Source organism: Streptomyces spongiae, from assembly GCF_009377185.1.
Classification (GTDB): Bacteria; Actinomycetota; Actinomycetes; order Streptomycetales; family Streptomycetaceae; genus Streptomyces; species Streptomyces spongiae.
In genome coordinates this window covers 1-7,919 of sequence record NZ_VJZC01000472.1, presented here as the reverse complement: position 1 = coordinate 7,919, position 7,919 = coordinate 1, and the positions used below count along the sequence as shown (strand labels likewise).

Below are 7,919 nucleotides of genomic sequence, written 5' to 3'. Positions count from 1 at the left end.
GGCCACGGCGCCGACCTCGGCTTCGGGCGAGGTCGGGGCGGCAGCTTCGGTGGGGGCGACGGCTTCGGGCGCGGCGGTGTCCGAGGAGCCGGTCCCGGCGAGGGAGGCGGCGCGATGAGCGAGCCGAGAGACACCTTGAGCGATCCGAGAGAGCCGCTGGACCGGCGACCCCGGCGCGATGAGCCCTCCCACGAGCCTTCTTCCCCTGAACCCTCCTCCGAGCCTTCCTCCCAGGAGCCCTCCTCCCAGGCCGCTCCCTCAGCCCCGGCGGTGGGCCGCAAGCCGCCCGCCCGGCGAGGTGGCGCCGATCCCGTCAAGGCGCTGATGCACCACCACCGCGCACTCTGCGAGCGAGCCGTCGACCCGCTCGAGATCGCGGCCGGGCTGGAGGCACACGGCGTGACCGACCGCACCGCCGCCCGCTACCGCCACCGCGACGTGTTCTCCCTGGCCGAGGAGATGTACGCGCGCGTGCCCCGGGACGCGGCGACACGGTCAACGGAGCACGCCGTGACCGAAGCGCCCGGCGCACACGCCTGGTGGGCCGCGCTCGCCCTGCTGCCGGGCGCCCTGTGCACGGCGGTCGTCCTCGGCGTACGGATCACCGACGGCCGGCCCCGCCTCGTGATCGCCACCGCCGGCGCCCTCGCCGTGTTCCTGGGCCTACGCCTGGCGCTGCGACGCGGCCCGCTGCACACCGCGCCGGACACGACGAACGGCACAGGTGCCTGGACGTGCTGGCTGCTGGTGTACGCCGGCCTGGGCGACGGTCTGCTGAGCGCCGGCCTCGATGGCGGCCCGACCGGCCCCTGGCCCCTGGCCACCGCATCCGTCCTGGCTCTCGCCCTCGCCTTCGCGCCGGCCTCGTGGTGCGCCCACCTCCTCGCCGTACGCGCCCGCCGCAAACTGGCCGCGAGCCGTGGCCTGGCCGACTTCGCCGAGTCCGTACGCCCCGTGCTCCTCATGGTGTTCGCTCTCTTCCTTTGTGCGCTGGCCGCGCTGCTCGCCCTGTGCGGCGCGGCGCTGGACGAGCCCGCCGCGTACGCCGCAGCCGGGTCCCTCGGCGCGCTCCTCCTGCTCGCCCGCCTCCTCGGCGCACACGGCTTCACCCGCGCTCCCGTCCTTGCCCTCGGTGCGGCGGGAAGCATCGAGGTGATCGCCCTCGCCGCGGTCTTCGCGAGCCGTCTGCCCGGCTGCTCCTTCCTGGCCGTCCCCGTCGACACCGTCGTCGGTGCCGCGGGGCCGGGCGCCGTGCCGGGTCTCGCGTGCGGCCTCGCCGCCCTGACCCTCCTGATCCACTCCACCCGCACCCTGACCCGGGCCTCCGCTCACGCCGCGCCCTCCGGAGCACCGTGAACCCCGGCGCCTCGCCGGCTCCGCCGCGCTTCGTGAACCACGCCCGGCCCACGGCACACCACCGGAGGAACCCCGAGCCGTGACCGACCCACCCGAAGCCAAGTGACGAGTCCTCAGCACATCCCTCCCGCGGGGCCGACACCGCGGGCCTTACGCCGATCCACGGCAACCCCACAAGGAGAACGCCAGATGATCACCTCCCGAACCGGACGATCCGCCCCGGGAGCCGCCCGATGAGGGTCTTGCTGATCGGAGCCAACGGATACCTCGGCCGCTTCGTCGCCGACCGCCTGCTCGCCGACCCGGCGGTGCAGCTCACCGCGCTCGGCCGAGGCGACGACGCCGACGTACGGTTCGACCTCGCCACCGGCAGCCCGGGCGCGCTCACCCGCTTCCTGGACGCCGTCCACCCCGGAGTCGTCGTCAACTGCGCCGGAGCCACCCGCGGGGGTGCCCGTGAACTCATCCGGCACAACACCGTCGCCGTCTCCACCGTCTGCGAAGCCCTCCGCCGCAGCGGCTGCGGCGCGCGCCTCGTCCAGATCGGCTGCGCCGCCGAGTACGGCCCGAGCCAGCCCGGCTCCTCGACCGCCGAGGACGCCGTGCCCCGCCCCGGTGGCCCGTACGGGGTGAGCAAGCTCGCCGCCACCGAACTGGTCCTCGGCTCCGGACTGGACGCCGTCGTGCTGCGCGTGTTCTCACCCGCGGGTCCCGGCACCCCGGCCGGCTCCCCACTCGGCCGCCTCGCCGAGGCCATGCGCCGCGCCATGCAGTCCGGCGACGGAGAACTCAAACTCGGCGGCCTCGGCGTCCAGCGAGACTTCATCGACGTCCGCGACATCGCCCGCGCCGTCCACGCCGCCTCGCTCTCCGCCGCCCAGGGCGTGATCAACATCGGCTCCGGTCGCGCCGTCCGCCTCCGCGACGCAGCCGCCGTCCTCGCCCGCGTGGCCGGCTACGGCGGCTCCCTCCACGAACTCGACGGACCACCCGGCCACGTCAGGCCGCCCATCGGGCACCCCCGCCCCGAGCCGGACCACACCGGCCCCGTCGCGTACCCGTACCCCGACGGCTGCGGCAGCTGGCAGCAGGCCGACGTGCGGACGGCCCGCGACCGGCTCGGCTGGCGGCCCCGTATCAACCTCGAAGAGTCCCTCGCCGACATCTGGATGGAGGCGGCATGCCGTATCTGACCAGTACGGCCGCCGACACCGCGAGCACCGGAGCGGTCCTCGGCCTCGGCATACCCGGATATGCGCACCCCCTTCTCGCACCGATGGAGTGGGGCGAACTCACCCGCCCCGGCACCCCTCTGCACTGGGTCGTCCTCAACGTGAGCGGCGACGCGAGCGGCGGGCCCGGCACGCGACCCGACCCGCGCTGTCTGGAGGCGGCCGGTCGACTGCGCAACGCGGGCATCCGCGTCCTCGGGCATCTGGACGCGAGGTACGGCGCACGCGCGCGGGGCGATCTGCTCTTCGACGCGCAGCGGTATCTCAGCTGGTACCGGGTCGACGGCTTCCTCCTGAACCGCTGCCCCACCGAGCGCGCGATTCTCCCCGAGGTCCGCCACGCGGTCACCACGCTCCGGGAACTGCTTGACGGAGGACACATCGTCCTCGGCCACGGCACCCACCCGTACCCCGGTTATGTGGAGCACGCCGATCAGCTGGTCACCTTCTCCGGGCCCTGGAGCGACTACCGCTGGTCGCAGGTGGCGGAGTGGACCGCCGACCATCCGCCCGAACGCTTCTGTCACTTCGTACACGGCGTACCTCGCGGCCACCTCGACGAGGCCCTGCGCATCGCCCGCTGGCAGGGCGCCGCCACGATCTACTTCACCGACCGCACGGACCGCGGGGGCCGCACCGATCCCTGGGAGACCATGCCCGGCTACTGGGACGACATCGTCTCGCTTGTTGGACCGGGTGTCTCGGAATGAAAAAGGGCGTGGCAGTGTTACGGAGAGAACAACTGTAGTGATTGACCGATCAACGGAGTCCCCGTGTCGCTGCCACCCCTGGTCGAGCCTGCTTCTGAGCTCACCGTAGACGAGGTCCGCAGGTACTCCCGCCACCTGATCATCCCTGACGTCGGGATGGACGGGCAGAAGCGGCTGAAGAACGCGAAGGTGCTCTGTGTGGGCGCCGGCGGCCTGGGCTCGCCGGCGCTGATGTACCTGGCCGCGGCCGGCGTCGGCACGCTCGGCATCGTGGAGTTCGACGAGGTCGACGAGTCGAACCTGCAGCGCCAGATCATCCACAGTCAGTCCGACATCGGCCGCTCCAAGGCCGAGTCCGCGCGTGACTCGGTCAAGGGCATCAACCCGTACGTCAACGTGATCCTTCACGAGGAGCGGCTCGAGGCCGACAACGTGATGGACATCTTCAGCCAGTACGACCTGATCGTCGACGGCACCGACAACTTCGCGACCCGCTACCTGGTCAACGACGCGTGTGTGCTGCTGAACAAGCCCTACGTGTGGGGCTCGATCTACCGCTTCGACGGCCAGGCCTCGGTCTTCTGGTCCGAGCACGGCCCTTGCTACCGCTGCCTCTACCCGGAGCCCCCGCCGCCGGGCATGGTCCCCTCCTGCGCCGAGGGCGGCGTCCTGGGCGTGCTGTGCGCCTCCATCGGTTCCATCCAGGTCAACGAGGCCATCAAGCTCCTCGCCGGCATCGGTGAGCCGCTGGTCGGCCGCCTGATGATCTACGACGCCCTGGAGATGCAGTACCGCCAGGTCAAGGTCCGCAAGGACCCGAACTGCGCGGTCTGCGGCGAGAACCCCACCGTCACCGAGCTCATCGACTACGAGGCCTTCTGCGGCGTCGTCTCCGAGGAGGCCCAGGAGGCGGCCGCCGGCTCGACGATCACTCCCAAGCAGCTCAAGGAGTGGATCGACGACGGCGAGAACATCGACATCATCGACGTCCGCGAGATCAACGAGTACGAGATCGTCTCGATCCCCGGCGCCCGGCTGATCCCCAAGAACGAGTTCCTCATGGGCTCCGCCCTGGAGAACCTCCCGCAGGACAAGAAGATCGTCTTGCACTGCAAGACGGGTGTCCGCAGTGCGGAAGTGCTCGCCGTCCTCAAGTCGGCGGGCTTCGCCGACGCGGTCCACGTCGGCGGCGGCGTGATCGGCTGGGTCAACCAGATCGAGCCGGACAAGCCGGTCTACTAGGCCAACCCGGTCTACTGGGCGCACGCCTTCCATGGAGGGGCTCGGCACTGCCTGTGCCGGGCCCCTTTCCTCTACGAGCAGACCTTGCCGTCCTTGGGCACCGTGCCCTTCAGCAGGTACGCGTCCACCGTCGAGTCGACGCAGTCGCTCCCGCTGCCGTACGCCCCATGGCCCTCGCCCTTCCAGGTGAGCTCCACACCGACATCGTCGCCCAGCTCGTCCGCCATCTTCTTCGCGCCCTCGTACGGCGTCGCCGGGTCCCCGGTGTTGCCCACGACCAGTACAGGCTCGGCTCCCGGAGCGCTCACCTCGGGTGTGTCGAACTGGCCCGGCACCGGCCAGTCGTGGCACCAGCCCGCCGTGTCCCAGCCGAGGAACTCTCCGAACACGGGCGAGATCGTGCGGAACTCGGGCAGCAGCTTCTTCGTCTCCTCGGCGGTCGGCCGCTGCTTCTGGTCCAAGCACGATATGACCCGTTGTGAATGTGCCGTCGTGCCGTAGCGGCCGGAGGGGTCGCGCTCGTTGTAGCCGTCGGCGAGCGCCAGCAGTTCGGAGCCGTCCCCGTCCTCGGCCGCTTTGAGCGCGCTGGTCAGGGTCGGCCAGCTCTGCTCGCTGTAGAGCGGCAGGACGATGCCGGTGACGGCCAGCGTCTGGGTGAGCTCGCGGCCGGACGCCGCCGGCAGCGGCTTCGCGTCGATCTGCTTGAGGAGGTCCACGATCTTCTGCGTGCCCTCCTTCGGGTCCTGGCCCGTCGACTTGAGGTAGTTGTCGAGGGCGCGCTGGAAGCCACGCGCCTGGTTCTTGGCGTGGCCCACCGCGTCGGCGCTCGGGTCGACGACCGCGTCCAGCACCAGACGGCCCACGTTCTTGGGGAACAGGTGGGCATAGACGCCACCGAGCTCCGTGCCGTACGAGATGCCGAAGTAGTGGGTCTTCTTGTCGCCGAGGACCTGGCGCATCAGGTCCATGTCGCGGGCCGTGTCGGTCGTCGAGACGTGCGACAGCAGCTTGCCCGCCGCCTTCTCACAGCCCGCCCCGAAGCCGGCCGCGTCCTTGAGGTACGCCGTCTCCTCGGCCGCGTCGTCCGGGGTGGCGTCCACCGACTCCGCGGCCTGGATGTCCTTGTCGCTGCGGCAGCGCACCCCCTCGCTCCCGCCGACCCCCCGCGGGTCCCAGCTCACCAGGTCGTACCGTTCGTGCAGGCTGCTGACTATGTCGGCGTACGCGGGCATCGTGGAGACGCCCGAGCCGCCGGGGCCGCCGAAGTTGAACAGGAGCGAGCCGATGCGGTCGTCCTTGCCGCCGGTCGACTTCGAACGGATCAGCGCGAGCCCGACCGTCTCCCCGTTCGGTTCGTTCCAGTCGAGGGGCGTCTTCAACGTGGCGCACCGCCAGTCGCCGCCGGGTGCAGGGCCGTCCGCCGTCGCCTTGCAGCGTCCCCAGTCGAGCTTCTGGGAGATGAGTGAGTCGGGCAGCTTCGATGACGTACCCGATGACGACGAGGCCGACGCTCCCGGGTCGTCCCTCCCGTCGTCCGGGCCGCCCTCTGACGATCCGCCGCTACAGCCGGCCATCAGCACCGCGGCAGCGGCCAGAGCCGTCCACCGTCCCAGTCGCGCCATGCGTCATTCCCCCCTCGCCTCGTCGTCCGCCGGATGCCGCGGATGACAGTCATGCCATGGTAGGCGTACTGTCGCGAGCGACGTGGCGGCCTGTGGATAACTCTGTGACCTGCGCTTTTGTGGGTGAGCAGTGCAAGTGCGCGCACTTCGTTCTCGCGTGCGACGGCGCTGCTTCACGGGCAGACGCTTCCCGCCTCAGGCGTCTTTCCCTGCAGCAGGTAGGCGTCCACGGCGTTCCGCACGCACTTGCTGCCGCTGCTGTACGCGCCGTGCCCCTGCCCTTTGTACGTGAGCTCGACCCCGACCCCCTCACCGAGCGCCTCCACCATCTTTCTCGCGCCCTGGTACGGCGTGGCCGGGTCGCCGGTGTTGCCGATCACGACGATCGGCGCCGCCCCGGGCGCGCTCACGTCGGGGCGGTCGGCGGCGCCGGGCACCGCCCAGTCGGTGCAGCTGATCATCTGCCAGGCAAGGGTGTCGCCGAAGAGAGGGGAGACGGCCCGGAACTCGGGCAGCTTCGCCGTCACGTCCTCGACGGTGTAGCGCGGCTTGTAGTCCGCGCAGTTGATGGCGACGTTCGCCGGGATGAGATTGCTGTACTCGCCGTCCTCGTTCCGTCCGTTCAGGGAGTCGGCCAGCAGCATCAGCAGGCTGCCGTCACCCTGGTACGCCTGGTCCAGGCCCTGAGTCAGGTACTCCCAGAGGTCCTTGGAGTACAGGGCCTGAAGGATTCCGTCCGTCGCGATCGACTGGGTCAGGTCGCGTGGGAAGACGCCGGGGATCGGCTTGCCGTCGAGTTCCTTCAGCAACGCGGCGATCCGGTCCTTGACCTCCTGTGCTGTGTCCCCGACGGGGCATCCCTCCTTCTTCGAGGCGCAGTCCCGCGCGTAGTTGTCGAGCGCGAGCTGAAAGCCCTTGGCCTGCCCGAGCGAGCCCTGCTCCGGGGTCTGCGTCGGGTCGACGACCGCGTCGAAGACGGCCCGCCCCACGTTCTTGGGGAACAGGTGGGCGTACACGCCGCCGAGCTCCGTGCCGTACGAGATGCCGAAGTAGTACAGCTTGCTGTCGCCGAGGACCTGGCGCATCAGATCCATGTCGCGGGCTGCTTCCGTGGTGCGGACGTGCGGGAGCGTCACGCCGGACTCCTTCTCACAGGCCGAGTTGAACGACTCGGTGCTGTCGCGCAGCTTCTCCTCCTCGGCGTCGTCGTCGGGTGTCATGTCCTGCTGGAGGTACTCGTCGAGCCCTTCGGCGTCCTCGCACTCGACGCCCGCGCTGCGGCCGACCCCGCGCGGGTCGAAGCTCACCAGGTCGTATCGGGTGCGCAGCTTCGCGAAGTCGTCGGCGAAGGCGGGCAGGCCGGTGACACCCGAGCTGCCGGGCCCGCCGAAGTTGAAGACGAGGGAGCCGATGCGTGAGTTCCGGTCGCCACTCGCCTCCGCCCGGATGAGTGCGATACCGATCGTGTCGCCGTCGGGGTCGTCCCAGTCCAGCGGCGTCTTCATGGTGGCGCACTGCCACACGTCACCGTCCGGAAGCGGTGAGGGCGCCTGCCCTCCGCCCTCGGACGTGGACGGCGCCGGGCAGTCCTTCCAGCTCAGCTTCTGGTCCGTCAGGTCCTCGCCCTTGGCGTCGTCGTCACCGCAGCCCGTCGGCAGGGCGCACAGCAGCATGGCCGTGGCGGTCAGGGCGGCGGCGCGCAGCCGGGGCGGGAGGGGCATGCTTCCCATCCTGGCCGTGCTCCGCTGGGTGCGCTC

At 70.8% G+C, this 7,919-nt stretch carries 7 protein-coding genes; 4 read left to right on the top strand and 3 right to left on the bottom strand.

The annotated features are described in order from the left end of the window. Nucleotides 1–192: hypothetical protein (locus FNH08_RS52540; protein ID WP_228034618.1), on the bottom strand; the 192-nt coding region annotated here is incomplete at its 3' end. 78 nt (nt 193–270) lie between these two features. Between FNH08_RS52540 and FNH08_RS38540 the strand changes: the two genes are divergently transcribed. From FNH08_RS38540 to moeZ, 4 genes are all read left to right on the top strand, one after another. Further along, complete coding sequence (locus FNH08_RS38540) at nt 271–1,356, top strand: hypothetical protein (RefSeq protein ID WP_322726172.1); 1,086 nt, start codon at nt 271–273, stop codon at nt 1,354–1,356. Between the two features lie 233 nt (nt 1,357–1,589). Beyond that, entirely contained in the window at nt 1,590–2,549 is a 960-nt protein-coding gene (locus FNH08_RS38535; protein WP_152776178.1) for an NAD-dependent epimerase/dehydratase family protein, read from the top strand. After that, nucleotides 2,537–3,298, top strand: coding sequence for a spherulation-specific family 4 protein (locus FNH08_RS38530; RefSeq protein WP_152776177.1), 762 nt, complete (start codon nt 2,537–2,539; stop codon nt 3,296–3,298). Before FNH08_RS38535 ends, FNH08_RS38530 begins: the two co-directional genes overlap by 13 nt. 63 nt (nt 3,299–3,361) lie before the next feature. Beyond that, on the top strand, nt 3,362–4,540 hold the full coding sequence (moeZ, locus tag FNH08_RS38525) for an adenylyltransferase/sulfurtransferase MoeZ (RefSeq protein WP_322726171.1): 1,179 nt from the start codon (nt 3,362–3,364) through the stop codon (nt 4,538–4,540). Between the two features lie 71 nt (nt 4,541–4,611). Here the strand turns inward: moeZ and FNH08_RS38520 are convergent, their stop codons facing one another. Beyond that, nucleotides 4,612–6,162 (bottom strand): alpha/beta hydrolase, encoded by a 1,551-nt coding sequence (locus FNH08_RS38520; RefSeq protein ID WP_152776176.1) that lies wholly within the window; start codon nt 6,160–6,162, stop codon nt 4,612–4,614. A 173-nt stretch (nt 6,163–6,335) separates the two neighbouring features. Then, entirely contained in the window at nt 6,336–7,883 is a 1,548-nt protein-coding gene (locus FNH08_RS38515) for an alpha/beta hydrolase (protein ID WP_152776175.1), read from the bottom strand. Between the last annotated feature and the right edge of the window lie 36 nt (nt 7,884–7,919).